We start from the raw sequence: 26,196 nt of genomic DNA, 5'->3' as shown, positions 1-26,196 counted from the left end.
CTACAATTACCAAGCACCATACTTACTTAATAGTCCGTTTAAATCAGGAATAATGCGTCTTATGACTACCCCTGCTGCTATCACCGATTTGTCGGCGCTACCGACCTTGTCCTCAGAGCTTGATGAGTTAAATGAAGCACAGCTCAATGAGTTTGCCAGTGCTGCTGAAGCACTAATTTTGCAAGTAAACGACGCGCGTACCCTACAAGACTTGCGTGTACAGCTAACGGGCAAAAAAAGCTCGCTTACCGGCTGGTCAAAACAGATGGGTAAGCTTGGTAGCGATGACAAAAAAACCTACGGCGGCTGGTTGCACAGTGTGCGTAGCCGTATCGGACAGGCGCTCACCGAGCAGCAGCAGCAGCTAGAAGTCGCTGCATTGAATGCCAAGCTTGCAAGCGAGAGTATCGATATCACCCTGCCGGCGCGCGGTGGCCAAAAAGGCCATTTGCATCCAGTGACGATGGTGACCCAGCGTATGCAGCAGTACTTTGTGCAGGCAGGTTTTAATGTTGCGACAGGCCCTGAAGTTGAGAGCGATTACTATAACTTTGAAGCGCTTAATATTCCTTCCCATCACCCTGCACGCGCGATGCACGATACCTTTTATTTTGATGCACACTATTTGCTGCGTACGCACACCAGTCCGGTACAGATTCGCACCATGGAAAAGAACGAGCCGCCGATTCGTATCATTTGCCCAGGCCGCGTCTATCGTAACGACTCAGACCAAACGCATTCACCGATGTTTCACCAGCTAGAAGGGCTGATGGTGACCGAGTCGAGCACCTTTGCTGAGCTAAAGGGTTTGATCAGTGAGTTTTTAGAGGCGTTTTTTGCCAAAGAGTTGACTGTACGTTTTCGTCCGTCATTTTTCCCATTTACCGAGCCTTCAGCCGAAGTGGATATCTTAGATGACAATGGCAAATGGCTAGAAGTCATGGGCTGCGGTATGGTGCATCCGCAGGTGCTGACCAACTGCGGTATCGATAGCGACAAATACACCGGTTTTGCCTTTGGTATGGGTATTGAGCGCTTTGCCATGCTGTATTATGGCATCGATGACTTGCGTTTGTTTTTCCAAAATGACGTGCGCTTTTTAAAGCAATTTGGCTAGAGTGCTTTTTTTATATAAAAAGCGTGCCTTGTTGATACAACAAGTGTATGTGCCAAGCTTTACTCCAACATCTTTATTACAAAATTCTGATCCGAGATATTTATGAAAATTAGCGAACAGTGGCTACGTCAATGGGTGAACCCCAATAATACCAGTGAGCAATTGGCCGAACAGCTGACCATGGCAGGGCTTGAGATTGATGATCGCTTTGCCGTTGCCCGAGCCTTTAGCGGTGTGGTGGTCGGTGAGGTCATCAGTGTCGAGCCGCATCCTGATGCCGATAAGCTGCGCGTCACGCAGGTAAATATTGGTGAGTCTGAGCCATTACAAATCGTCTGCGGCGCGCCGAATGTGACGGTCGGTATGAAAGCGCCCGTGGCAACCGTTGGGGCGGTACTGCCAAGTGATGATGCCAGTAATGGTAAATCAGGCTTTAAGATTAAGAAAAGCAAGCTACGCGGCGTGGCCTCAAACGGCATGCTATGCGGTGCTTCTGAGATCGATCTGGTTGACGACATCGACGGTTTACTGGAGTTACCTGAAGATGCACCAATCGGCACTGATATCCGTGACTATCTAGGTTTAGACAATCAAATACTCGATATCTCTATCACGCCAAACCGTGGCGACTGCTTTAGCGTCCGCGGTATTGCCCGTGAGATATCAGTGATCAATGATCTGCCGATGCAGCAGCCGGAGATTGCTACTGATGTAGCGGTAACGAACAGTGATGCAACGCCTGCGGTCACCGTTAGTGCCATTGAGGCTTGCCCACGCTATCTCTTACAATCAATCAGCAATATTGATCGTAGTATCGGCACGCCAAAATGGATGGCTGATGCTCTGGTGCAGTCAGGACTACGCTCGCATAACTTTTTGGTGGATGTGACCAACTATGTATTGATGGAGCTTGGTCAACCATTACATGCGTTTGATGCCGATACCATTCAAGGCGATATCGTGGTGCGTTTGGCGCAGCCTGCAGAGACATTGACGCTACTAAATGAGCAAACCATTACCCTAACTGGTGATGAGCTGGTGATTGCCGACGATGAGGGCGTGCTTGCCTTAGCGGGAATCATGGGCGGAAAGCGCAGTAGCGTCACCGATAGCACTACCAATATTATTTTAGAAAGTGCATTTTTCAATCCGCTGGCTATCGCGGCGCGCGCGCGTCGCTTTGGTTTGCATACCGATGCCTCACAGCGCTTTGAGCGCGGGGTGGACTTTGAGCTGCCAGCGCTTGCTTTGGCGCGTGCTGTTGATTTGATTACTAGTGTCGCAAGCGGGCAAGCTGGGCAAATAGTAAAAGTAGAAAATAGCGAGCACTTGCCAGCTCGTACACCGATTACCTTGCCAATCAGCAAAGTCCGTGAGGTCGTCGGTATCGAAATCGAGCCTGCGGTCATGGTGCGTATCTTAACCCAGCTGGGCTTTGAGGTCGCGCAGCAAGCGGATAGTCTAATCTGTACGCCGCCGTCGTATCGTTTTGATATGAGCATTCGCGAGGATCTTATCGAAGAGATTGCCCGTATCTACGGTTATGACAATATTCCAAGCGTCCTACCGCATCTGCAAGTCAGTATGGATTATGACGATACGGCTGATTTGACACATGAGATGAAGCTGGCACTCGTCAATAATGGCTATATGGAAGCGATTAGTTTTAGCTTTAGTGATGCCAAACTTGAGACGCTACTTGATGATGAAGCGTTAGGTGAAGTGTTGGCATTGGCCAATCCGATCTCAAGCGACCTGGCGGTCATGCGCCGTACTTTGCTTTCAAGCTTGTTGCCTTGTGTACAATACAACCTCAATCGTCAGCAGCCGCGTGTACGTTTTTTTGAAACGGGTCTGAGCTTTGTCGGTCAGAGTGTCAGTGACTTGGTGCAGACGCCGAGCATGGCGCTGGTCGCGGTTGGCGATATTTGGGATGAACAAGCTTACCAAAATCGAGCTTTAGATTTTTATGACCTTAAGCACGATATCGAGCAGCTACTTCCAGCCCAAATCGATCGTGCGCGCGTACGCTACGAGCGTAGTCAGCTAGCGTTTTTGCATCCTGGTCAAAGCGCCAAGCTGTATATCGATGATATCTATGTCGGCTGGTTGGGTCAGCTGCATCCGAGCACTGCAAAACAGCTGGATCTGCCTGCCACTTGGGTTGCCCAGTTATCGCTTGCACCGCTGCTTAACTTGGCCCGCGAGCAGCATGACATCACCACGCCAAGTAAGTTTCCACAAGTGCGCCGTGATATCGCCATCTTGGTAGATACCGAGATTAGCCTACAGACGCTAGAGTCGACGGTACGCCGTGCTGCTGGGGCCTTGTTGAGTGATATGTGGTTATTTGATGTCTATCAAGGTGACAAAGTACCGACAGGTCAGCGCTCGCTCGCGTTTGCTTTGATATGGCAAGATGTGGCACAAACCCTATCTGACGAGGCAGTAAAAACTGCCACTGATAAAGTCGTTCAAGCCTTGATTGAGCAGCATTCAGTACAGCTGCGTGACAGCTAACCTCTATACCCGAAAACAGATAACGCATCATAGCCTTTTTTAATTAAAAGGCTGTGGCGTTTTATTTGTCAAAAAAATTATGATCGAGACGTTTTTTTTGTCTAAACAAATGGTAAGTGATTATTAATAAAAGAGATTTTATAACGTCTATATTAAAAAGACCACAAAAAACCTTTATAATAACTGCTATCCCCTCATACCGCTAAACCATGATATTCGACATCACGACATAGCATAGGAGTCGTACTGTGAGCACTTTAACCAAATCTGACATGATTGAGCACTTGATGAGCCACCTTAACCTAACGCGCCAAGATAGCCGCTGTTTGGTAGAGCGCTTTTTTGAGGAGTTGTCAGAGAGTTTGATCGATGGCAAAGAAGTCAAGCTTTCAGGCTTCGGCAACTTTGAGCTAAAAGATAAAAATAGCCGCCCTGGTCGCAACCCAAAAACAGGGGAGCCCGTTGCCGTATCTGCGCGCCGAGTGGTGACCTTTAAGACAGGTCAGAAATTTCGCCAGCAGGTTGATAAGCGTCTTTTTGATGCTTAGTTTATACTTGGGCGCTTCTGAGAAAAAAAGAGAAAAGATAATGCTGCTTAATAGGACTTTTTTAGAAATATCTGATCTACCAGCTTAGCGCAAACAATAGGTGTCCATCTAGTTAGTAGACTCTTCTATTAGCATTTTGTTTAAATAGCAGGCATAAAAAAAGAGAGCATAGGCTCTCTTTTTTACTACAGTGTTTATTGTATGACCAATAAAATTACTGAACTTCTTCAACAACCACTTCGTCAGCTGCATCAACAGCTGCAGTGTCAGTTTCGCTAGCTACATCAACGCTAGTAGTAGTACCATCTACAGGTACTTCAGCGTCCATTTCGTCAGTTGCAGTCGCAGCTTGTGCTTCAGCGATGTCAGCTTCAGCTTCAGCGGCAGCAGCTTCTGCGTCAGCAGGTACAGCTTCGCCGTCAGCAGCAGCTTCATTTAGCTCTTCTTGAGCGTCTTGTACTTCTTCTTGAGCATCAGATAGGTCTTCAGCAGCGTTTTCAGTGTTGCTGTCACAGGCAGTTAGGCCCATAGATGCAGTCATGATACCAGCTAGAGCAAGTAATTTAAGGTTCATAGTTATTTCTCCGAAAAAATGAAATGAGCAGTAGCAGTAACAAAAGCCAAAAAAAGGTCGAAACCTGATGTTTTTCAGAGTTCAACTAATCTTAGTTACAACTACTCAGCTTTCACGCATTCTATATGTTTTCTTTCTGAATGGAAAGAGGGTGTACAATTCAGTAACAATAAAATTGTAAATGTAACTTTACATTTTAAACCTCTTATCTTCTCTTAAAGAGTAACACCGAATAATATGCGTATAATCAATAAGATTAGCTTATTATAAAAGCATGATTGCTGTCTTAGTACTCCTCAACTGTTGGTGTTGTGTAGTGCTTTCATTGAAGATAGCTGGTATTCGGTAATTGGCGTATTGCGGTCAGTAAATTTTACGATAACGTAGTTAATTTCGGCTCTATCTTTGTGCCGTACGCCCTAAAAGCAGCTTGAACTTATAAGACGCAATAAGCAAAAAGCTTGAGAATATCGTAAAAATCTAGGTACGATAATGAGTCAGATAATAAAGACCTAAAGAAAACTTGTATAAGCGGTCGATGGTATGATGGTATAAATCATACATTTAAGGAGAGAAGGTATGAAATGGCAAGGTAGGCGAGGCAGCTCAAACGTGCGCAGCAGTCGTGGCGGCGGTAAGATGATAGGGGGTGGTATCGGCGGTATTATTATCGCGGGTATTTTGTGGTTGGTTTTTGGGGTCAACCCCATGACGGCATTACAGACGGGGCAAGTGGTGGCAGGCGGTGGCAGCAGTACGGCGAGCGAGCCTGCCACCAGTGACGACCGCGATACGCAGTTTGTTAAAGTCGTGTTGGCCGATACAGAAGACGTTTGGCATCAGATATTTAATGAAGCGGGCAGTACGTATCAAGAGCCGTCGCTCATACTGTTTAATGGTCAAGTCAGCTCTGCTTGTGGTAGTGCCAGCGCTGCGACAGGGCCGTTTTATTGTCCTGGAGATCAAACCATTTATCTGGATACGTCGTTTTTCGTGGAAATGCGTCAAAACCTAGGTATCGCAGGCGATCAGCAAGGCTCAGGGGATCAAGATAACCAAGGTAAGGCAGGCGACTTTGCGCAAGCCTATGTGATATCGCATGAGGTAGGCCATCATGTGCAGACGTTACTTGGCATTACCCAGCAGGTGAATGAAGCTGGTCGTCAAGTCAGCCGGGCACAGGCCAATAAACTGTCGGTCATGCAAGAGTTACAAGCGGACTGTTTTGCTGGGGTATGGGCGCAGCGCAATCAGGAGCGCGTACAGTTCTTAGAAGCAGGTGATATCGATGAGGCCATTAATGCTGCAGGTCAAATTGGTGATGATCGCCTCGCTCGCGCAAGCGGCGGCGCGGTTGTACCAGATAATTTTACACATGGTACTAGCCAACAACGTGTGCAATGGTTTACCCGCGGTCTGCAAAGTGGCAATGTACAGGCATGTGATACCTTTAGTGGCGCTCTATAATGCGGATAGATTAGAGTCGATGTACTCTAAGAAAGACATAGCGTTACGGGTATAAGTCTTCCTTGTGTGCTGGGTCGTCTATGCGGCCAGTAGCGGTGCGACCTACATTTAAAGACAGCATCCGAGTCGCACACTTAACGGTATCGTCCTTTTGTTGTGAGTTGGCGCTACTTAATTGAGCGATTTTCTAGCCGTATATCTGATGTATCTGGACTTGACCGTTGTTTAAAATAAAAACCCAAGCTTGCTAGATAGCAAAAGGCCTGCAATGATTGCAGGCCTTTTGTTTGTCTTTACAGACTATTTAGACAGCTTATTAGAAAGCTCACATCAAAGCTCACCTCATTGTCTTTTAAGCTCAAAGCGTCTTTACTTATCTAAGCTTAAAACACTCAGAAGATAAGTCTTTAAAAGGACTTATCTAACCAAATTGCTTGAAGTGCTGCCTATCCGTTATAAACCCGATTATCTGGTTTGGTCTAGAATGTAAGCGCCAGCGCCACCAACAGCAGCACCGCCCAATGCGCCGCGAGCGATATCTTTACTGTCGCCGCCACTTCTGATCAAAGCGCCTGCCGCCGCGCCTGCTGCTGCACCTTTAGCGGTGTTGCTTAAGCCAGAGTTATAGCCATTGGTCGCACAGCCGCCCATGATCAAAGCAGAGCTAGTAATGGCAGTCATTGCGATAGTTTTAGCAAATTTCATAATATCACCTATCAAATTATCAAGTTGGGTCAAAAAAAGAACACGAGATTTTTAGTGCTATGTGTTTGATATAGATGAACCATACCAAGCGGATCCAGCAATTGTCTTAGAATAATCTGTATTGCTATCGCAAGACATAGGATTATATTAAGGATCTTAAACATCTTAATACGTGTGCTGCTATCGTACCGGATAGCAGAGTATATCTATACTAACGCTTATATTAACCCATCCATTCATCTCTAGGCGTAGTAAAAGCGCTAAGCTTTGCAAGTAAGCTGTAAAAGATGTTTCCCCTCTGTATCCTTGGTAGGGGTTTTGCTTAGTGTCATTGTATTTGTATTGATAATACGCTAACTGTTTTTGTCACTGCCAGCGCTATCTATGTTTAAAAATAGGGCAGCTATATCTGCTTTGTGTGATATGGGCGATCCGCTATAGAGGCTGTACTCTTTTTACTTAGCACTTATGATAGCTTGTCGTCTGGCTATATTGCTACGACCCAACGTACAAAAACCGCCCTAAGGCGGTTTTTGGTATTTGTCTTTAATATCTATAATCAATTCATGTCAAAAGTGACATGGTGCTATTGGTATGAGTAAAGCTTATCATCGCACATTAGTTTTGTGATTTACGCTTCATTTGTTCAAAAAACTCATCGTTGGTCTTGGCCTCTTTTAGGCGCTCAAGCAAGAACTCAGTGGCTTGGACACCATCCATTGGTTGTAACAATTTGCGCAAGATCCAGACTTTGCGTAGTTTGTCTTCATCAAGCAGACGTTCTTCGCGGCGGGTACCAGATTTTTTGATATTGATCGCTGGGAAAACGCGTTTTTCGGCCAAGTCACGCTCAAGCGTAATCTCTTGGTTGCCGGTGCCTTTAAATTCTTCAAAGATGACGCTGTCCATTTTGCTGCCGGTGTCAATCAAAGCGCTGGCAATGATGGTCAAGCTGCCGCCTTCTTCGACGTTACGCGCCGCGCCAAAAAAGCGCTTAGGACGCTCAAGGGCATTGGCGTCTAGACCACCAGTCAACACTTTACCAGATGATGGAATGACGGTGTTATACGCACGAGCGAGGCGAGTGATGGAGTCGAGTAAGATGACCACGTCTTGTTTATGTTCGACCAAGCGCTTGGCTTTTTCGATGACCATTTCGGCAACTTGCACATGGCGCTGCGGCGGCTCATCAAAGGTTGAGGCAACGACTTCACCGCGTACCGTGCGCTCCATCTCGGTCACTTCTTCTGGACGCTCATCAATAAGTAAAACGATCAGATAGCATTCGGGGTTGTTGCGGGTGATAGACTGGGCGATCGATTGCAAAAGCATGGTTTTACCGGCTTTTGGCGGCGCGACGATGATAGAGCGCTGGCCTTTACCAATCGGGGCAATCAGGTCGATGATACGGCCTGTCAAATCCTCGGTCGTACCGTTACCTAATTCTAGCTTTAACTGCTCGGTGGGGAATAAGGGCGTGAGGTTTTCAAAAATCAGCTTGTGACGTGAGCGATCGGGGGTATCAAAGTTAATCTCGCCGACCTTTAGTAGCGCAAAATAACGCTCAGAATCCTTTGGTGGTCGAATCGTCCCAGCGATACTGTCGCCTGTCTTTAGGCTAAAGCGGCGGATTTGGCTGGGGCTGACATAAATGTCATCAGGACCTGCCAAGTAGGAGCCCTCTGATGAGCGCAAAAAGCCAAAGCCATCGGGTAAGACCTCGAGCACGCCGTCACCATAGATGGCTTCGCCGTTACGGGCATGGGTTTTTAAGATAGCGAAGATAATGTCTTGTTTACGGCTACGCGCCATATTATCAAGACCCATTTCTTTGGCGATGGCCAATAGCTCAGAGATTGATTTTTTCTTTAGTTCAGTTAGATTCATAGGTAGGTCATTAGCAATTGATCAGATGAGAGATGCCATTAGCAGCACAAGTCACGACATTGATTAAAACAACGATAGTATGGCGATAGAGGGCGCGAGCACAGAGCCAGAGTTATGTAGTTTGGGTATTGCGTGTTGACTTATGTACAAGTTGCAAGAATAGAGTGCAAGGTAATAAGAAATAAAGATACAGAAGGCTACATAAGAGTCTGCGTCAAAAACTCAGTATCAGTAATTGTGTTTAGTCATTTCGTTCAGTAATGGTGTTTATAATGACGATTGTGTTTTTGTTGATAAACACGAGGAGAATAGCGACAAGACACTTAGGAAAACGGTTCGTTTTCTCTTGTCAGCAGACTATACGGTCTTCACAATGGCATTGTCAATAAATTTTGCCAAAAAAGTCGTATTATTGGTTTTTTTGCATAAAAAACGAGCAAAAAACCATTATCTTAGCAGGACAATGGTTTTTTACTGATTGGCGTCTATTATGACGTATAGACACTCGCAGCAGATAGACTGACACGAGTGTATCGACACTGATAGCAGTGCTTATAGATGCTTATCAAGTACTTTGGCAAGCTCTGCTTTTGGCTGTAGGCCCATGACTGAGTCAACTTTTTCGCCGTCTTTAAAGACAAATAGCGTTGGGATGTTACGGATACCAAAGCGGCTAGCGGCTTGTGGGTTGTTGTCGACGTCGACTTTGACGATTTTTACTTTGCCTTGGTACTCGCTTGCTAGATCTTCTAAAATAGGCGCGATGGCTTTACAAGGGCCACACCACGTCGCCCAAAAGTCTACCAATACAGGCAGATCTGATTGCAGAACGTCTTGGTCAAAGTTTGCATCGGTGGTGTTTACGATTAGGTCTGACATAGTTATCTCTCTTGTTTTATTGTCTTTATCGTCGTTCATTAATTTATCGCGGCTTTGTGTAGCTAAAGACCAGCGGTATAAAATAATGATAAGCGGCTAAAGAGTCGTTTCGAAATGGTGAAAATCTGCCATCATATTAACATGTTTGCTCTTACTTGACAGATGCAGGCTGGTTAAATTGTTTAACAATTACGATTAGTACAATAAATCGAAACATAACCACACAGCCAGTGAGTGCGCTGTCACTTGTCACTTTTTGGTTTTTTTTCTATGTCATTGCCTCTATCATGTCATCTTTACTCTCATTTATATAAGTAACCGATTTTTATGCCTTTTACTGAAGAAGAAGTCAACGCCTTAAACCGACAAGAGCGCGCGTATCCGCTGGCGTTTTTTAAAACATTCGCCCAAGACATTACGGTCTATGAAGATGATGATATTTGGGTGGTGGATAAGCCAGCGGGCCTCCTCAGCGTCGATGGCAAAACCCTCAAAGTCAGCTTGCTTGCGCGGCTTGAGCGCGTCAATCCAGCCGTCAAACTCATTCACCGCTTGGATATGGACACCTCAGGGCTGCTGATTTTTGCCAAAAATGCCGCTGCCCAAAGCCATATTAGTAAGCAGTTTATTGAGCGGTTGCCACAAAAAAGCTACCAAGCGCGCGTCTTTGGTCAATGGGAAAGTATTGGGGCGACCGGTAAGATATCGGTGCCGGTACGTTATGAGCCCACGACCAAACCGCGCCATATCGTCGATCACGATTGGCCCAAACAGGCGCTGACTTTATATGAGGTCTTGTCTCACGAAATGTGCAATGATCAGACCGTCACGCGCGTGCTACTAAAGCCGGTCACGGGCCGTAGTCACCAGTTACGTGTGCATATGGTGCATGCCGGTCATGTGATGATTGGTGATCCGATTTATGCCGAAGGGGTGGCACTGACGATAGCCCCGCGGCTAAACTTGCACGCACAGCAGCTACGCCTAAAGCACCCGACACTGGGTGCGTGGATGGACTGGGAGAGTCCGTGCCCGTTTTAATCTGGGCGCTGAACCAGATGATGACTTAACCACATGAGCAATAACGATATCAGTGATCACATCATGCTGACGTATCGCAACACTATCGCAACATAAAGGACGACTGGCTACGGTTTTGCCGTTAGGGCATGTCTGCATTTTTTACCTGCTTTAAAACGAAGAACCGCCCTAGTATCTTGCTCGCCAGCTTTATTTAGGGTTGATGGTAGTGTTCGATAAAGTCGCTCACCTGCTCAGTTAATATCTGCCATAAGGTCTGTTGCGCGCTTTTGCTGCCCCAAGCATTGTGCGGGCTAAATATCACCCGTGGATGCTCGCTGAGGGTGAGTAGCGGATCATCTGCCGTGATCGGCTCTTGCTCAAACACGTCGCTGGCGTAGCCGATGATTTGCTCGTTATGGATGGCAGTTGCCAATGCTTGACTATCGACGATGCCGCCGCGCGCAACGTTGACCAATAAGGGCTGCTTGGTCATTTTGGCCAAGGTGTCCTTATTGATAAGATGCTGGGTTTGTGCGGTCAATGGGCAATGTAAGCTCAATACATCTGACTGCGCCAGTACCTCATCAAAGGCGATATAGTCTGCACTGCGCGGCGCACGCCCTTGATGCTCCGCCCATAACACCGTCATGCCAAAGGCGCGTGCAATCTCGGTGACGCGCTTGCCGATGGTACCGACGCCGATGATGCCGAGCGTCTTGTCTTCTAAGTCGATCAGCGGTATGTCGAGCAGGCAAAAATTGCCATTGTCGCGCCATGTACCATCGGCGACTTTTTGATGATAATGAATGCCTGCTCGCATGGCATTGAGCATCAGCATAAAGGTATGCTCAGGCACGCTTTTGACCGCATAACCTGCGACGTTATAAAGGGTGACATGATGTCTGTCACAAGCGTCTTGATCGACGTTGTTCATCCCTGTGGCAGTCAGCTGAATCAGCTTGAGGTTGGGCAGTTGACCGATCACCTCGGCGTCTATTTGGACTTTGTTGGTGATGATGATATCGGCGTCACGGCAGCGCTCGAGGATGACGTGGTTGTCTTTTGGCGTGTCATGATAAGTCATGTAATCTGTAATCCCAGCTGGGGCTGGCAAATCGATACCGTCCGAAAAAGTACCCTTGTCTAAAAAAACCGCTCGCATAGTGACTCCCTGATGAATTGATTGTTGTATTGATTTTTTCTATGGTTTTAAGGCTTTATGGGGGTGAGGCTTAATGTAGCACGTCGGTGGGTTTAGTCAAAAACCAAACCATAAAAACCTGAGAAGCCAAGCGCTGTCACAATTGTCTACTTGAAAAGTCAACTAAACGCACTCATCTAGCCGCTAACGTTATATAATGGTCTACTTTAGCTGTCGACTAAATGGGTGTCACCCTATGCACAGCCACCATTAGCGGCCATTGCTATCTATTTTATTTCTTATTACCTGAGTACAAAAAAGACATCGCCTTATGACTACCTCTATCGCTTCACTGCACAGTACTGAATTCGCCGTTGGCCAACGTTATTTATCTGATACAGAGTCTGAGCTTGGCTTGGGTGTGGTCATCGATGTAGATGATCGCTGTGTGCATATTTTGTTTCCGCAAAGCGAGGAGACGCGTGTTTATGCCAAAAACTCAGCGCCACTGTCGCGCGTGGTATTTAAGGCGGGCGATAGCATTTATGACCAAGATGGCAACGGCTATACGGTCAATGCGGTAGACGAGGTGATGGGTGTGCTCAAGTACAGCGTCGATGAGCATGAGCGCGGTATCATGGAAACCCGACTCGCGGCCAATATCACGCTTGCCAAGCCGCTTGAGCGCCTGCTCGCAGGTCGCATCGAGCGTGGCGACTGGTACGAGCTGCGCCAAGACATCTTGCGCATGCAGTCGGCGCTGGCAGGGCATCCGCTCAAAGGCCTAATAGGCGCGCGTGTCGATATCATCGAGCATCAGCTGTATATTGCTCACGAGGTCGGCAAGCGTATCGCGCCGCGTGTGCTTTTGGCTGATGAAGTGGGACTGGGTAAAACCATCGAAGCGGGCTTGATCATTCATCAGCAGCTAATCACAGGAAAGGCTGAGCGCGTGCTTATCTTGGTACCAGACAGTCTGCAATACCAGTGGATGATCGAGCTGCGTCGCCGCTTTAACCTAAATTTTGCGTTGTTTGATTTGGTACGTACCGCTGCGATCAAAGAGCATGATCCTGAACAAAACGTCTTTGCCACCGAGCAATGTATCATCGCGGGCATGGATTTGTTGCTCGACCATCCTGATTTGTATGACCAAGCGATGGAGGCAGGATTTGATCTATTGGTCGTCGACGAAGCGCACCATTTGCACTGGGATGAAGAGCAGGGCGGCAATGACAAGTACGATTTGATTGCTGACTTTGCTGAAGAGACGCCTGGGGTGATGCTACTGACTGCAACGCCTGAGCAGCTCGGCGCGCAAAGCCATTTTGCGCGTTTGCGCCTGCTGGATCCAGATCGTTTTGATGATTTGGACGAGTTTATTGATGGGCAAGAAGCCTTTGCTGAAACCGCCGCCGTCGCTGGCGTGCTGATAGAAGACAAGCCGCTAAGTGATGGGCAAATCGCGGCTTTGAGCCATTTATTAGACATTAGTATGGATGAGCTGGGCGCAATCAATGACGATGAGCGCTTGCGTACTTATGCCCTTAACGAGCTACTGGACCGTCATGGTACCGGCCGTATCTTATTTCGCAATACCCGTGAGAGTGTCAAAGGGTTTTATGGACGAAGCCGTCAGCCGTATCCACTACCCTTGCCTGAGGCATGGGTTGATAGCTACCAAACCAAGGGCAAACTGCGTGAGCAGCTGTGGGGCGAAGAAAACCAGCCCGATGGTGGCTGGCTAGAAGATGATCCACGTGTGTCTTGGTTGATTGATATCTTGCGCGGTGAGCTAAAGCATCAAAAAGTGCTATTGATCGCTCGTAGTGGGGCGACGGTTGAGAGTCTTGAGGCGGTACTGCGCCTACATGCAGGCATTAAGACCGCTATCTTTACCGAGCAGATGACACTGCTTGAGCGTGACCAAGCGGCGGCGTTTTTTGCGGATTCCGAGGGCGCGCAGATATTGCTCTGCTCAGAGATTGGCTCAGAAGGTCGTAACTTCCAGTTTGCCAGCCAGCTGATACTGTGGGACTTACCTGCCAATCCAGACACGCTAGAGCAGCGCATAGGCCGCCTAGACCGTATCGGTCAGACGCAGCAGATTATGCTTCATATCCCTTATGTGCAGGGCACCGCGCAGGAGCGTTTATATCATTGGTATGACAAAGCGCTCAATATGTTTAGTCAGATATCACCGACCGCCCAAAGCGTGCAAGAGCAATACATTCAAACGCTAAAACCTGTGCTAGAGAATGCTGATACGCCCGACAACCGTGCCATGCTACAAGACATCATCACCGAAGCGAAAAAAACTCGTCTAGGGCTAGAAGCACAGCTACAAGCTGGCCGTGACCGTCTGCTGGAGTACAACTCGTGTCGCCCACGTGTCGCTGGGCGTATCAAAGATGCCATGATTGACTTTGATAAGCACAATCTGCTGCCACACTTTATGGAGCGATTTTTTGCCTCTGCTAATATCGATCATAGTATCCAGCGCGACGGCTCGTGGGTCATCGCTCCTATTGATAGCACCGAGATCAGTGAGTACATCGATGGTCTGCCACTGGGCGATGAAGACGGGATGACCTTGACCTTTGATCGTGGTCAGGCATTGCTGCGTGAAGATATCGACTTTATTACCCATGAGCATCCGCTGATGCGCGCGATTTACGAGTTGGCCAGCACCAGTACCTTTGGTAATACCACGGTGGCGATGCTAAAAAGCGCGGTCGTGCCACAAGGTATGGTGCTGCTCGAGGTAAACTTCCGTGTCGAGGCCATCGCGCCAAGAGTGCTCAATCTGCCTGCGACTATCACCACGCAAAACATTCGGGTGTTTATCAGTGAGCAGGGCAATGATCTGTCAGCGCGCATCAGTAGCGATATGATCATGCCGCACATCGAGCGACTGGACAAAAACCGCGCCCGTCAAGTCATCAAAGTACGCGGTGATGTGATCGAGCAGCGTTACTACGACGCCGAAGAGATCGCCCGCCAGCAGCTGGCAGAAATCGGTGAGCAAGCAAGCGCCCGTTTCAATCAGCAGTGGTCGCGTGAAATCAAGCGCCTAAAGCATCTCCAAACCATCAACCCCAATGTACGTCCAGAAGAAGTAGAGCGCTTAGAGCAGCTAAAAGCACAAGGCGAGCAGGCATTAGGCAACCTATCGCTGGTGCCAGACTCTATCCGCGTACTGGTAGCGGTCAAGCCATAACGAAGCATAGCAATGAAAACGAGATGCGCCGATCATCTCGTTTTTTATTAGGCCGATGCACTGATGCTGCGATAGATACATCTGCCTCAAGCCTTGTGATAGTCAAGCGCGGGCGTAAGCCATCAGCGGATGTTTTTTGTCATGAGATAAAAAAGGCGGTCAAGACTGGTTGGTAAGCGACTCATAACTGGTCAAAGCGCGGGATATTGGGTAATATGTTTAACCTTTCAGTGGATAATAAATACGTGTATGGCGCTGCTATCGCTGTATTTTTACGCTAAAATTTCGTTCTAACATCTCTCTTGTGTATTTTTAGCAAGTGATTTCATATTATTTTACATTCAAACGCAGCAGGTTTGCCGCTATATCGCCTAGCTATCCTTAGGTGGATTGGTGCAGGCGCGCCGCGTTTTTGATAAAAATAAGGAAACCTATCGTCATGTCTGATTATTCGCAACTGATTGATGAGCTGCTTGCTACCGTATCGCTTATTGAAGTGAGCCCTGATGTCTTTGAGGGGAAAAGCCATGACTATGTGGGCAGTCGTATCTTTGGTGGGCAAGTCTTGGCGCAAGCAATCATGGCAGCTGCCCATACGCTGGATAAAGACAAACCCTGCCATTCACTGCACGGCTATTTTTTGCGTGGCGGTGATATCAACCAGCCAGTGATTTATCGAGTACGCCGTCTACGCGATGGGCGTAGCCTCTCTGCGCGTGAAGTGACCGCGATTCAGTACAAAGAAGTACGCGGCAAAGCACCTATTGAGCAAGTGATTTTTTCGATGATTGCCTCGTTTTCGCCGATGGAGGAGGGACTTGAGTATCAAGAAGATATGCCCGTCTATCCGCCACCAGACGACCTGCTCGCCGAGCAAGATTTAAAAGAAGAGTACGTCGGCAAAGTGCCAGATGCGCTCAAAGCACGTTTTATGCGTCGTCGTCATGTCGAGATTAAGCCTGTCAAACCGCGTGACCCTATCCATCCTGAGCCGATGAAGCCAAAACAAGCCAACTGGCTGCGTATTCGCGAGCTGGGCAATCAGCCGGTGGCGATTCAGCAAGCGCTATTGGCATTTTCGTCTGATTTTTACTTAGTCGGTACAGGGCTGATGTCGCATGGGGTCAGTTTTATGACCAGTGGCTTACAAGCGGCCAGTATCGACCACTCGATGCACTTCCACCGTACCTTTGACCTAAATAATTGGCTACTATACGACATGTGGAGCGATACCACGTCCAATGCAAAAGGGCTGAACCATGGGCAGTTTTGGCAAGATGGCAAACTGGTCGCTACCGTGCAGCAAGAAGGCCTGATGCGCTTGCGCGTACCAAAGTCTTAACCCTAGCCTTAGCACTGTTATTAGCTCTCATTATACTGTCATCATAAAAAAAGCGACTCACTATAGTTAATGAGTCGCTTTTTTTTATGCTAATTTTTATTCTAAGATTTTAATCATCGCACGAGGCAATCCTAGACTGTCTTTCGCTGTTTGTTCGGTGAGCCATTTAAAATCAATCTCAGCCGCTGCTAAGTTCTTATTTAGCTCAGTTATCTGCGTCGCCTCGATCGCCAGTTTACGCGGCGTCAAATACCAATGAAAGTGGGTCAATGAGTGCTTGATAGGCGCATCATCAAGCAATGACTTACTGACGGATTCGGTTACCAATTCATTTTTTATCAGCCACTCATGAATAATCTGCTCAGCCGTGGTAAATTCTGTCTCATAGACTTTTTCATTACTGCGTACGTCATTTGCTATGTTTGATGGCTTATCATCGCTAGCTAGCGTCTTTTTAACAGTAGCCTTAGTGTTCGCTTTACCATCAACCTTTTCTACAAACTGTAAAGGCAAGCTCCATAGTCCGCCCCAAATACCACTGTCAGGGCGCTGTAGCCATAGTATTTTGCCGTCCGTATCTTTGATGATAAGCGCATCGCTAAACTTACTGGGCTTGGGCTGTTTTTTTGCCTTGACTGGATAGTCGGTTTCGCGTCCCTCAGCATGTGCCAAACAATCGGCTTGCAGCGGACATAATAGACAAGCAGGTTTGCTACGCGTACATAACGTTGCGCCCATATCCATCATCGCCTGCGCAAACCGTCCTGAGTCATCGACAGGTGTTAAACGCTCTGCCAACGCCCATAGCGTCTTGGTGGTGGCAGACTTGGTGATATCGCCCTCAATAGCCGCCCAGCGGGTAAGGACGCGTTTGACATTGCCATCACAGATGACGCCATACTTGTGCAAGCCCATCGCCATAATCGCCCCAGCGGTCGACGGCCCAACGCCAGAGATGGCTTCCCAGCCCGCTAGCGTCTGCGGAAAATCACCGGTCTCGTCAATTATCTCGGCCAGTTGCTTTGCGCCTTTATGCAAATTACGCGCGCGTGCATAGTAGCCAAGCCCCGCCCAATGCTCGGCGACCAAGTCCCATTCTGCGGCGGCCAAATCCTGCACGGTCGGAAAGGTGTCCATAAAACGCGCAAAGTAGGGCAGTACGGTGGTGACTTGCGTTTGCTGGAGCATGACTTCAGATAGCCACACGATATAAGGATTGGGCGTATCGGTCTGGTGCTGTTGCCACGGCAGGTCATGACGACCGTTTTCGGCAAACCAATTGAGAAGGCGGGGGGCGAAAGAGTCTAATGCGTCAGTGGGTTGAGAAAAGGGAGCATCGGGTATGGCGGTAGATTGGGTCATAGGCTCTTATAAAATTGGCAATAAGTAAAGGGCGCTTTGGTTACACTTAAGCAAAGCGTTTATCCTATATGGTGGTTATCTGGTTGATTTACTAGCGGTAAATGTCGCTAAGTGTTTGCCCTGAATCATTTTTCCATTCTACCCAGCCATTAGTTGGTCGGCCAGTCACCGCTTGTGCTGCGCCACTTGGCGTTTTAAAAAGCTGGTCTTCTGTGAGTCGATAAGAATCATTATTGTGTTCAACCAATTTGCCATTTACTAACAGCTCGCGTGTTTTGTTAACAGCCCATTTTCCCAGTGATGGCGTATGCCTTTTGCGAAAGAGCGACCCTTTTAACAAAACAAAACCGTCATTATCGTAGTAGCCTTGAGCATCACAGTCTTTGGCTTTGCAATAAAACAGCATTGGTTGCTTGTCAGGTACGACTGCTGGTGTGTCTTGGGAAGACTGGCGGGTATCTGGTATCAGTGTCTGGTAGGCTTTAGTATTAGGAGTCTCAATACCGATTGCTTCAAAAACTGGCTGCCCGAGGGTAGACAGTAAAATATCTAAGGTATGAAACAGCTCTTCGCAGTCTGCTTGCAGCGGTGCTGGCGTATGCGGCTTGCTGCCATTATTGCCATTTTGCAAATCGTAACGCCCGACATCTGTGGCAATTTGAATGGCTTTATGTTCCATATACAGCGCATGCGTCTGGGTAATGGTGTTGTTGGTAGAGAGCATGACAAACACCCTTGTCCAAAAATCTTTACCATTATGATGGCTTTTCAGGCGCTGGGTTAAATCGCCTGTTTGCCCAATATAGAGTAGAGGTTTGTCCGTGCTATCGGTATCACCAATTAGAAAGTATAAGCCTACTTGCTTGGCATCAGGCATATTTAAAAAATCTGCTATATGAATGCGCGGTACTTCAATCAGACGCACGGTGCGTGTGGTCATTTCAGCGACACGCAGCCCACGAGGATTGCCTGTGGGCAGGTAGATTTGAATGGTTTTTGCTGAGGGTATTAATGGATTCATAAAAGCTTATATTGTTGGTCAATCTACTTCCTATTCTTCCGCGTTTTTAATCGGCGTAAGCGCTTTTCTTCTTCGCGGGCTTTCTTTTTTTCTTCTGCCGCCAGACGTTGTTCGGCGACGATGATTTCTTCCGCTTCGATCATCGCTGGAGTCTCAAGGGTAATACGCCCAAGCTTGCCACTACGCAGCTCATTGATCAAAATCTCAGCCATGCGGTAGGTATCAACGACACCGCCTTTTTTGATAAATCCTCGGTTGCGCCCTGCCATTTCAAAAAACTCCCAATCGGTCTTGGGCAGCTCGTCGATTTTATAGCGAGTTTTTAGCAGCTCAGGATAAGCGCTCAACAAATACTCAGCGGTATAGCTGGCGACATCGGCGAAGTCAAACGCGGTATCGCGAATGCCGCCGGTCGCTGCGAGTCGATAGCCAGAGTTTTCGTTTTCGACCTTTGGCCAGAGCATACCAGGGGTGTCATAGAGCATGATGTCATCATCGAGTTTGATCAGCTGCTGCGACTTGGTCACCGCAGGCTCGTCGCCAGTTTTCGCTACTGCGCGCCCTGCTAAGGTATTGATCAAAGTCGATTTACCAACGTTTGGAATGCCCATAATCATGGCTTTGATCTGGCGACCGGTGCCAACTTTATTGGGTACCATTTTTTTGCATAGAGCGATGATGCGCTTGACGTCATCGGCTTTGTTATTGTCGCATGCGATGGCTTTGACGCCCGCTTGCTGCTCAAGGTGCGCCATCCATGCTTGGGTCAGATCAGGGTCGGCGAGATCGGCTTTGTTTAATATTTTGATGACGGGTTTTTCGCCGCGTAGTGCTGCGACCATGGGGTTTTCGCTACTATAAGGAATACGGGCGTCAATCACCTCGATGACCACGTCCATCTGCGGCATGATTTCTTTGATTTCGTTACGGGCTTTGTTCATGTGCCCAGGGAACCACTGAATATTCGCTCTTTTATCCATCTGCTTTCATAACCTTTTATAAAAAATGCTAAAAGTAAGACCATCAGTGTCTACTTTTTTATGATGTTCAGTTTACTACACAACCAACGTCAGCACCCAATGTTATTCAGTCGCCATGTTGCCACGTTACAATTTTATGTCAGGCTTCAGGCAGGCTGTCATGCAGATTTGCGCGTACCTTTATGTTTAGCCTATCTATAGGCTCATCGATTGGGTTGAGAGTACGCCCTAGTCTACTAAATCCTTGCGCGCTGGCGGTAGCGGCGCTAAATAGCCAATGACCAAGATCAAGCTGCCTGCACCAAGGAACGAAATCACCCGCCAAATCGCCTCGGTCTGTGACAAGTCAACCAAGACCAGTTTTAGCACCACCGCGCCCAGTAGTCCAATGCCCATAAACCATAGCGTGCGCTGTCCATGGCGGCTAGCGCTGATGGTCGCGACCAAGGCAATGAGCGTCCACAAAATAGTCAATCCCGTCTGTACTTGCTCGCTGCTCCACGCGCCGCCGGTAACTCCATATACACTGCCAGTCCATAACGGCGTGCCGATAAAGGCATGCAGCGTCCTGACCAACATACTCGAGCCTATCCAAAGGCCAATCAGCGCTAACATAATTAACAGCATATCGTTTTTAGGAATGGCTTTTAATAGATTTCTCGAACCGCTACCATGTGGCTGACGGAGTAAATAAACGCTCAAGCCGTAAAACACCACCAGCCATAAAGTCAGATCATATAAATTAAATAGCGGAACGTAAGGCAGGCCCCAAATCATGCCATCATAAGTAAAATTGGTAAAAATTGCCCAGCCTAAGGTGAGAGGTACAAAGACTTTGGCGCTGTCTAACAGTGCTTGAGGCCAATCAAACCAAGCGAGCGGCAAGGTTGAGGTTGCTGCTTTTGATTGCGTATTTGGCTGCTCATCATGATATTTAGCCATAGCATGCCGCTGTGTCCACCATAACCCAGCCAACATAATGGCAACTGGCACTAAAACAGTCATGACACCTTTTGAGTCAGGTAAGCCATAATGCATGGCTTCTGCTAAAACGATAATGCCCGATCCAAGCCAGCTTGCGCTATCAAAACGTGTTAATTCAGCTGCTTTATGCCATGTCTTTAGCCATAACTGCCCAATGATCAACGCGCCTATCAGCAAAGTAATAAATATCAACCAATGAAAGGTCGACCATTGATAATCAAATTCATATCTTTGCGGTAATTGAAACAGTAGCGTGGCATACAATAACAGCAGTAAACCATGACAAAACTGCCGAATCGCCAACCAAGGACGATATTGATTGACGGCATAATAAATGACAAGGCTGGTTAACGCGGCCAATCCTAGCAGCGCTGTCGTTGCTATGTGCCAGTTGGCAAGCCATTGATCAAGATCGATGACCAATACATACAGAAGCCAGCCCACGGCGGTGAACGTCAAAAAACGACTCAACCTCGGACTGCGCCACATCAGGTTAAACGCCATACTTTGGCTATTGATTGAAGCCAGCCACTGCTTGGTAGCGAGTTCACCGATGCTCAATGTGGTAGCGTATTTCACCAGCGTCTGATCGGTATGACGCTGGCTGTTTGTGTCATCTATAGGGGCGTTGCTGGCACGTAAGACAAACATGGCGGCGAGGTAGCTGAGCGCCGAGATCGTCAAGGCCAGTGTTGGATAGTCTTTGATTGAAAAGACCACAGTTATCATCAACATCGCGATACTCAGCAGCTGTAACACTAGCCCAAATAGCACCGACCAAGCGCGTAGCGAGCGCCGACCAAACCATACCAACGCCAGCCCTTGAACCGACCAGCCAAAGGCAATCCACTCAGCATCGAGAGCCAGCGGAATCACCAACGCCAAAAATCCAAATCCTAACGCCAGCATGCCTTCGGTGATTAAGGCATATCGTTGACTGCGCTGTACAAATATCCAGCCAAGCCCTAAATAAATCACCGCTAAAACAGCACTGGTGAGGGTCAGCGCATGAGGAATAGCGTCTAACAACGCCGCAAATAAACCAAAGGCCAATATCGGCACAGAAAACAATAAACCCGTATCAATGGGGAAGACATAGGTGTTGTTTGCGCTGTTTTTTGTATTGTGGTTTGTGCTGTTGTTCGTACTGGCATCTGTGCTGGGGTTTGTACCGTGAATACTACCTACAGTCATCTGGGCGATATCTGCTTCGTTTAATGTGTTATAAGCGATGATCTGCTGGGCGTAGCGGATGACGACAAACAAATATAGCAATACATGCAGCGTCACCAGCAATACCAATGTCCAGCGCTGCGCCTCAATGGTAGCGCTTAGATTGCTCGTCGCGCCCCAATAGTAGGCCAGTCCAAAGGTGACCAACACGCCGAGCAGATTGAGCATTTTCCAAGTACGGTAGTGAGCAATGACAGCAACGGTGACGTTTAACAGCAGATAATAGCTAAATAAGGCGACCAGACTGCCGGTGTCTTCACCGGTCAATACAGGCGCAAAAAACCCACCAGACAAGGCCAATAAAGCCAGCGGTAAGGCGTTTTGACGCACAGCGAGACCGATGGTGACAGCTGATAAAAGGCCAAGTCCAATAAAGCTTGGCACGCTTGCGAGCACCTGATAGACGCTATAAGCAAAAAAGACGGTCAAATAAGCCGTCGCTAAGCCCGTGCCCTGTAAGGTGATGCCATAAGCAAAGCGGTTTTTTGCCAACTGTATCCCCAACACCGCCAGTCCCAATCCCATCAGGCCAATACCAATAAGCTTTATGGTAATCGGAATCTCGATATAATCGCTCAGTAAGCGCAGCAAAAGCACCACACCGATGAGTAAGACGATTACCCCGACACGCACGACCAAGTTACCGCCAAAAAACCAGCTCTTGATAGAATAAATCAGTGAGGTGACGATAGGTAAGGAGCGCTCATCAGGCTCTATGGTTGCAGTGGCTTGTCGATTTTCTGTCGATAGTGATGAAGCTGCGGGTAAAGGGGGTGTAGGTCGCTCGGATAAAGGCCGGTTTGCTGACTCTGGCAACTCTGGCCGCTCAGAAAGCGCGGGTGGTTGTGACGTTGTCTGCTGATGCTCTGTATCTTGAGAGTCTGTATCTTGAGAGGATGGCTCAGAGTGCGCGTTGGATGCAGCGTTTATACTGTCTTTATATTGCTTGAGCTCAGCTTGTAGCGCTGTCATCTCACGGCGCAACTGCTGGATTTGGCTATGGATACTAATATATAGCACCGAAGCGATGATGAATAAAATGGTAAAAGCCAGCCAGCCCAGCGGATTCATTAACAGATATAGCATCCTCGTCACTCAATTTGCTTGATGATAAGGTGATAATGACGCGATTTGCGTCCGAGTACAAGAAGCGTCATGTACCTAAAGCTGCTTAACCAAAAAAAGAGCCGCTGATTCATAAGCGGCTCTTTTTTCGGTTTATATAGGTTTTATAAAAGCCCTATGATAGTGGCCTTCTCATGATAGCCGTCTATGCTAAGTTACTTTTCATAAACTCAAGCATATTATCCCAGCTTTGCTTGGCGGCAGCTTCGTTGTAGCCGAGATCGACGTCGTTTTTGGCTGCGCGCTCATCGGCATGGGGGTTGGTAAAGCCGTGCTTGGCATTGTCATACACATCGATGGTGTAGTCGACATCGGCCGCATCCAGCTCAGATTTTAGACCTTCTATCGCCTCCATCGATACCATCGAATCATCGCGGCCATGCGCGACCAAGACTTTGGCGGTAAAGTTTTTGTCCGCAGCCTGTTTTGCTGATGGGTTGCCGTGGAATGTTGCGACAGCTTTTAGTGGCATACCATCGCGCGCCATATCAAGCACGACTTTACCACCGAAACAGTAGCCAATCGCGCCTAAGTTGCTACCATCAACGGCCAACTGATCGCTAAAATCATTGAGGATAAGGCGACAGCGATCCATCAGCATGTCTTGATCCGCGAGTACTTGCTCCATCCACATGTTTGCCATTGCCGCATCGCTGGTCAACTTACCTTCACCGTAGACATCCATTGCCACCGCTGCATAGCCTGCTTTTGCCAGACGCTCGACCACAGATTTTGGATGATCGACCACGCCCCACCATTCTGGTGCGACCAAGATGCCAGCCGCTGGGTTTTCTTCCGATGCGTCTTCTGGCAGCGCCACATAGCTGATGAGCTCGACGCCATTTTTGGTGGTGCTGATAAGTTCAAACGTCTTAATTGACATAGTGCTGTCCCTTTTTATGTTATGAATTTTATTTATAGTAAATCGTTTTTCTTACTTTTAGTACCTTAACGCCCATGCTTCGCAAAAACAGCTATAATACTGTAACGCTCTTTATCAAAATGCTACTGCACTTTTATGACACTCAATTTGCTCAACCAACTTGCCGACAGCCAACAATCACAAGCTGGCTCGTCACCGACGCCGCAACCAGCGCCAAAGACTGTTGTGCCCGCCAATACAAGCCTGTTTGCCGATAATAATGGTGAGCTGGCGGCTACTTTACGGCCGCAGTTTTGGTCGCGATTTTCCTTATCAGAGCTGACGCATCCTGAGTGGGAGGCTTTGTGTGATGGCTGCGGTAGCTGCTGCCTGATCAAATATATCGATGATGATGATGCCGAAGCGTTGGTTGAGTATACCGATGTGACCTGTCAGCTGATGGACTGTGCGACGGGTCATTGTCAGCACTATGCCACGCGTCAAGAGTACGTGCCAGACTGTATTCAGCTTACGATGGAAAACCTGCCAAACATGATGTGGCTACCATCACACTGCGCCTATAAACGCTTGTATAAAGGGCAGGAGCTGCCAAGCTGGCATTTGTTGTTGACTGGCGATGCGGCGCGCACCGAGCAGCAGATGCGCGCAGCCAATGTCGGGGTGGCAGGGCGCTGTGTCTCTGAGGTTGGTATGACAGATGAAGAGATGGAAGAGCGGGTGGTGACATGGGTACAGCCCTAGCGGTATCCATTTAGTCTTTTATCGTTAGTTTATGGCGAGTAGTGAGTTTATGGCGCGGCCTGCGCCGCAGATTGTGCTTTGGCTTCAGCTGCCGCTTTTGAGTCAGCCAATGGCGGGATAGGAATATCCTGACGAATCTGCTTGGAGAACTCGCGGCTATTGACTGTGCTGTTGCCTGCTAAATTATCAAAATCACGCACTTTTGGGTTGATGTGAGTGCGCTCGTACCAAGTATCCATCGACCAATTCTGCGCGCCGCTGTTGGGCTTGGCGTCGAGCATACCGACGTCGTATAAATAGTTTGGCAGCCACCCCGATACCCAAATTCGATAATCCCATGGCAAACGCTCGCCACTGACGATACGCGCCATATAAAAAATAATATTGGTACAGTTGCTAATCAACGTGTTGTACCAAGTGGGTTTGGCGTTTAGCTCATCGGCCGCAGTGAGATAGGACTCAAACAACGACTTGACCTCGTGTTTTTGGAGGTGGCTGATAGGAAACAGATACACCTGTTCGCCGCGAGCATTGCTGCGTGCATAGATGATATCGCGCTCTTCTGCGGCGATGAGACTAAGCTCATAACGCCGAAAAAACCCAGCCAGCGCCGAAAAAGACTCGCCTGCTTCTTTACGAATCTCAAATGAGAAGGCAAGCGGTCTGTCATCCTCAAAGCGAAAGCTGACCAAGGTATGAGCAATCAGTGGCCCCATCCAGTATGAGTTGGTGACATCGACGCCCGAGAGTTTGGACATATCAATGGTGCGGGTGTCCCAGCGCTCGGTGGCGTCTGTATCGGTATGCCAGTCAAAATTGCGTACATTTTTGAAGGTGATTATATTAGGGTTGCTCGCGTCTCGCTCATAGGATACTTGCTGGCTGACCTCTGCCATCCAGTCGCGCTGCTGCTTGGCTTCGATAGAAAAAAACCAGCCAACCCCGAGGCACCAAGTCGCAGCGTACATGCCCATAAGCCAAGTGCTGACCGGTTTTTTTATGATGGTATGGTGCTGGGATGAGTGCTGGTAACGGCTACGTAGCAAGGCTGCCAGCAGGCAAACGATGACGATGGTTGCCAGCCAAGTGACGAGCGAGCGCACGCCAAACTGATACCAAATCGCTAATAGCAACCACAGCGCCGATAATAACAGCGCGGTGATGATACACAACTGGACAAGATAATAGCGCCATGTCTTTTTTTTAGGGTGTGTGGCGTCCGTCATTGTTTGGCCGTGACCGCTTGTACCATGAGAGCGCGGCAGGCTAGTTGGACAGAATCGGCGTAAACGAGAAAAAAACGAGCGTAAGGACATGGCGTTTATTATTGATAAATAAAGGCTTTGACCATAGCAAAGTTTATAACACACTGACAATACAATTTGCGTGAATTTATCGTTGAATGTCGGTGAGCCATGCGATAAAGTGAAGCTAATTTAGGCTG

The 26,196-nt window shown here is 48.1% G+C and carries 19 protein-coding genes; 8 read left to right on the top strand and 11 right to left on the bottom strand.

Annotation, left to right across the window (positions count from 1 at the left end; genetic code table 11):
* Positions 1 to 61: 61 nt before the first annotated feature.
* The 3 genes from pheS (at position 62) to R0I52_RS01355 (ending at position 4,185) form a co-directional block, all read left to right on the top strand.
* A complete protein-coding gene (gene pheS / locus R0I52_RS01365) occupies positions 62 to 1,117 on the top strand; it encodes a phenylalanine--tRNA ligase subunit alpha (protein ID WP_317052841.1) in 1,056 nt (351 codons plus the stop codon).
* Between the two features lie 102 nt (positions 1,118 to 1,219).
* Positions 1,220 to 3,637: a phenylalanine--tRNA ligase subunit beta gene (pheT, locus tag R0I52_RS01360; RefSeq protein ID WP_317052840.1), complete on the top strand. Its 2,418-nt coding sequence runs from the start codon at positions 1,220 to 1,222 to the stop codon at positions 3,635 to 3,637.
* Positions 3,638 to 3,885: 248 nt separating this feature from the next.
* Complete coding sequence (locus tag R0I52_RS01355; protein WP_317052839.1) at positions 3,886 to 4,185, top strand: integration host factor subunit alpha; 300 nt, start codon at positions 3,886 to 3,888, stop codon at positions 4,183 to 4,185.
* Positions 4,186 to 4,399: 214 nt separating this feature from the next.
* Here R0I52_RS01355 and R0I52_RS01350 read toward each other — a convergent pair whose 3' ends face one another.
* Positions 4,400 to 4,759 (bottom strand): hypothetical protein, encoded by a 360-nt coding sequence (locus tag R0I52_RS01350; RefSeq protein WP_317052838.1) that lies wholly within the window; start codon positions 4,757 to 4,759, stop codon positions 4,400 to 4,402.
* Between the two features lie 579 nt (positions 4,760 to 5,338).
* Here R0I52_RS01350 and R0I52_RS01345 point away from each other — a divergent pair.
* Positions 5,339 to 6,226, top strand: coding sequence for a neutral zinc metallopeptidase (locus R0I52_RS01345; RefSeq protein WP_317052837.1), 888 nt, complete (start codon positions 5,339 to 5,341; stop codon positions 6,224 to 6,226).
* 465 nt (positions 6,227 to 6,691) lie between these two features.
* Here R0I52_RS01345 and R0I52_RS01340 read toward each other — a convergent pair whose 3' ends face one another.
* From R0I52_RS01340 to trxA, 3 genes are all read right to left on the bottom strand, one after another.
* On the bottom strand, positions 6,692 to 6,931 hold the full coding sequence (locus tag R0I52_RS01340; protein WP_075101944.1) for a hypothetical protein: 240 nt from the start codon (positions 6,929 to 6,931) through the stop codon (positions 6,692 to 6,694).
* Positions 6,932 to 7,549: 618 nt separating this feature from the next.
* Positions 7,550 to 8,818, bottom strand: a complete 1,269-nt coding sequence (gene rho / locus R0I52_RS01335; protein WP_093071228.1) for a transcription termination factor Rho — start codon at positions 8,816 to 8,818, stop codon at positions 7,550 to 7,552.
* A gap of 552 nt (positions 8,819 to 9,370) precedes the next feature.
* Positions 9,371 to 9,736: a thioredoxin gene (gene trxA / locus R0I52_RS01330; RefSeq protein ID WP_256713761.1), complete on the bottom strand. Its 366-nt coding sequence runs from the start codon at positions 9,734 to 9,736 to the stop codon at positions 9,371 to 9,373.
* A gap of 288 nt (positions 9,737 to 10,024) precedes the next feature.
* Here trxA and R0I52_RS01325 point away from each other — a divergent pair, with 288 nt between their 5' ends.
* A complete protein-coding gene (locus R0I52_RS01325; RefSeq protein WP_317052836.1) occupies positions 10,025 to 10,738 on the top strand; it encodes an RluA family pseudouridine synthase in 714 nt (237 codons plus the stop codon).
* A gap of 193 nt (positions 10,739 to 10,931) precedes the next feature.
* Here R0I52_RS01325 and R0I52_RS01320 read toward each other — a convergent pair whose 3' ends face one another.
* Entirely contained in the window at positions 10,932 to 11,882 is a 951-nt protein-coding gene (locus R0I52_RS01320; RefSeq protein ID WP_317052835.1) for a D-2-hydroxyacid dehydrogenase, read from the bottom strand.
* A gap of 310 nt (positions 11,883 to 12,192) precedes the next feature.
* On the opposite strand from R0I52_RS01320, the gene rapA reads away from it, so the two are divergent.
* Together rapA and R0I52_RS01310 are read left to right on the top strand one after the other, a co-directional pair.
* Complete coding sequence (gene rapA, locus R0I52_RS01315) at positions 12,193 to 15,081, top strand: RNA polymerase-associated protein RapA (protein ID WP_317052834.1); 2,889 nt, start codon at positions 12,193 to 12,195, stop codon at positions 15,079 to 15,081.
* Positions 15,082 to 15,520: 439 nt separating this feature from the next.
* Positions 15,521 to 16,423 carry an acyl-CoA thioesterase gene (locus tag R0I52_RS01310; RefSeq protein WP_075101950.1) on the top strand — a complete coding sequence of 301 codons (903 nt, stop codon included), beginning with the start codon at positions 15,521 to 15,523 and terminating at the stop codon, positions 16,421 to 16,423.
* Positions 16,424 to 16,519: 96 nt separating this feature from the next.
* Here R0I52_RS01310 and mutY read toward each other — a convergent pair whose 3' ends face one another.
* From mutY to R0I52_RS01285, 5 genes are all read right to left on the bottom strand, one after another.
* Positions 16,520 to 17,785 (bottom strand): A/G-specific adenine glycosylase, encoded by a 1,266-nt coding sequence (mutY, locus tag R0I52_RS01305; RefSeq protein WP_317052833.1) that lies wholly within the window; start codon positions 17,783 to 17,785, stop codon positions 16,520 to 16,522.
* A 91-nt stretch (positions 17,786 to 17,876) separates the two neighbouring features.
* A complete protein-coding gene (locus tag R0I52_RS01300) occupies positions 17,877 to 18,806 on the bottom strand; it encodes a GIY-YIG nuclease family protein (protein ID WP_317052832.1) in 930 nt (309 codons plus the stop codon).
* A 23-nt stretch (positions 18,807 to 18,829) separates the two neighbouring features.
* Positions 18,830 to 19,786, bottom strand: coding sequence for a ribosome biogenesis GTPase YlqF (gene ylqF / locus R0I52_RS01295; RefSeq protein ID WP_317052831.1), 957 nt, complete (start codon positions 19,784 to 19,786; stop codon positions 18,830 to 18,832).
* 228 nt (positions 19,787 to 20,014) lie between these two features.
* Positions 20,015 to 23,089, bottom strand: a complete 3,075-nt coding sequence (locus tag R0I52_RS01290) for a DUF2339 domain-containing protein (protein WP_317052830.1) — start codon at positions 23,087 to 23,089, stop codon at positions 20,015 to 20,017.
* Positions 23,090 to 23,273: 184 nt separating this feature from the next.
* The gene (locus tag R0I52_RS01285) at positions 23,274 to 24,011 is read right to left on the bottom strand and encodes a dienelactone hydrolase family protein (protein ID WP_317052829.1); all 738 of its coding nucleotides are present in this window, start codon (positions 24,009 to 24,011) and stop codon (positions 23,274 to 23,276) included.
* 267 nt (positions 24,012 to 24,278) lie between these two features.
* Here R0I52_RS01285 and R0I52_RS01280 point away from each other — a divergent pair, with 267 nt between their 5' ends.
* Entirely contained in the window at positions 24,279 to 24,752 is a 474-nt protein-coding gene (locus tag R0I52_RS01280) for a YcgN family cysteine cluster protein (protein WP_317052881.1), read from the top strand.
* A 47-nt stretch (positions 24,753 to 24,799) separates the two neighbouring features.
* Here the strand turns inward: R0I52_RS01280 and R0I52_RS01275 are convergent, their stop codons facing one another.
* Positions 24,800 to 25,978 carry a DUF4105 domain-containing protein gene (locus tag R0I52_RS01275; RefSeq protein ID WP_317052828.1) on the bottom strand — a complete coding sequence of 393 codons (1,179 nt, stop codon included), beginning with the start codon at positions 25,976 to 25,978 and terminating at the stop codon, positions 24,800 to 24,802.
* Between the last annotated feature and the right edge of the window lie 218 nt (positions 25,979 to 26,196).

Origin of the sequence: Psychrobacter sp. CAM01, from assembly GCF_032842965.1 — a bacterium.
GTDB classification, from domain to species: domain Bacteria; phylum Pseudomonadota; class Gammaproteobacteria; order Pseudomonadales; family Moraxellaceae; genus Psychrobacter; species Psychrobacter celer.
The sequence above is the reverse complement of the archived record's forward strand: the minus strand, read 5'-3'. Positions and strand labels throughout refer to the sequence as shown.

Excerpts from the sequence above, each read along its gene's own strand:
- pheS (WP_317052841.1), top strand. The coding sequence starts at position 62 with ATGACTACCCCTGCTGCTATCACCGATTTGTCGGCGCTACCGACCTTG.
- pheT (WP_317052840.1), top strand. The coding sequence starts at position 1,220 with ATGAAAATTAGCGAACAGTGGCTACGTCAATGGGTGAACCCCAATAAT.
- R0I52_RS01350 (WP_317052838.1), bottom strand. The coding sequence starts at position 4,759 with ATGAACCTTAAATTACTTGCTCTAGCTGGTATCATGACTGCATCTATG.
- R0I52_RS01345 (WP_317052837.1), top strand. The coding sequence starts at position 5,339 with ATGAAATGGCAAGGTAGGCGAGGCAGCTCAAACGTGCGCAGCAGTCGT.
- R0I52_RS01340 (WP_075101944.1), bottom strand. The coding sequence starts at position 6,931 with ATGAAATTTGCTAAAACTATCGCAATGACTGCCATTACTAGCTCTGCT.
- rho (WP_093071228.1), bottom strand. The coding sequence starts at position 8,818 with ATGAATCTAACTGAACTAAAGAAAAAATCAATCTCTGAGCTATTGGCC.
- trxA (WP_256713761.1), bottom strand. The coding sequence starts at position 9,736 with ATGAACGACGATAAAGACAATAAAACAAGAGAGATAACTATGTCAGAC.
- R0I52_RS01325 (WP_317052836.1), top strand. The coding sequence starts at position 10,025 with ATGCCTTTTACTGAAGAAGAAGTCAACGCCTTAAACCGACAAGAGCGC.
- R0I52_RS01320 (WP_317052835.1), bottom strand. The coding sequence starts at position 11,882 with ATGCGAGCGGTTTTTTTAGACAAGGGTACTTTTTCGGACGGTATCGAT.
- rapA (WP_317052834.1), top strand. The coding sequence starts at position 12,193 with ATGACTACCTCTATCGCTTCACTGCACAGTACTGAATTCGCCGTTGGC.
- R0I52_RS01310 (WP_075101950.1), top strand. The coding sequence starts at position 15,521 with ATGTCTGATTATTCGCAACTGATTGATGAGCTGCTTGCTACCGTATCG.
- mutY (WP_317052833.1), bottom strand. The coding sequence starts at position 17,785 with ATGACCCAATCTACCGCCATACCCGATGCTCCCTTTTCTCAACCCACT.
- R0I52_RS01300 (WP_317052832.1), bottom strand. The coding sequence starts at position 18,806 with ATGAATCCATTAATACCCTCAGCAAAAACCATTCAAATCTACCTGCCC.
- ylqF (WP_317052831.1), bottom strand. The coding sequence starts at position 19,786 with ATGGATAAAAGAGCGAATATTCAGTGGTTCCCTGGGCACATGAACAAA.
- R0I52_RS01290 (WP_317052830.1), bottom strand. The coding sequence starts at position 23,089 with ATGCTATATCTGTTAATGAATCCGCTGGGCTGGCTGGCTTTTACCATT.
- R0I52_RS01285 (WP_317052829.1), bottom strand. The coding sequence starts at position 24,011 with ATGTCAATTAAGACGTTTGAACTTATCAGCACCACCAAAAATGGCGTC.
- R0I52_RS01275 (WP_317052828.1), bottom strand. The coding sequence starts at position 25,978 with ATGACGGACGCCACACACCCTAAAAAAAAGACATGGCGCTATTATCTT.